1 pseudogene is annotated in these 478 nt (G+C 72.0%); it reads left to right on the plus strand.

From position 1 onward, the window contains the following. Window positions 1-153: 153 nt before the first annotated feature. A pseudogene (locus V2J85_RS40455) lies at window positions 154-478 on the plus strand (short-chain dehydrogenase); the annotation flags it as partial.

Below are 478 nucleotides of genomic sequence, written 5' to 3' on the forward strand. Positions count from 1 at the left end.
CCTTCGGTGTAGGGGAGTTCGCCGTTCGTGGGGGTGGTGGCGGTGACCGGGGCGTCGGCGAGGACGGCGGGCCAGGTGGTGGGGAGCCGGCCGCCGGGCTCGTACGCCGCGCTGGTGGAGGCTGAGCGCACCCCGCCGCCGGCTTTGGTGGACGTGGTCACCTTCGACCACGTCAGTGACGCGCATCCGCATGCCTTGGCCGGGAGTCTCGGCGAGCACCCCGCCCCGCATGCGCTGACCGAGCTGGCCCTGACCGCCCGCAGCGCCTCGCCGGAGCGGATCGCGGCCGGGACTGCCATTGACGCGGGTGGGCTGCTGCCCGATACCGCGTCGGTGAACAGTTGGACCCAACGCGTGCACGAGGTCGACGCGATGGAGTTGCTCGAAGTGCAGCTGTGCAACCAGACCGCGCCGTTCATTCTGGTGAGCCGGCTGCGCCCGGCACTTGCCGCGTCACCCGCCCGGCGCAAATACGTGG

This window comes from Streptomyces bugieae (genome assembly GCF_036352915.1).
In the GTDB taxonomy this organism is placed as follows: Bacteria; Actinomycetota; Actinomycetes; order Streptomycetales; family Streptomycetaceae; genus Streptomyces; species Streptomyces endophytica.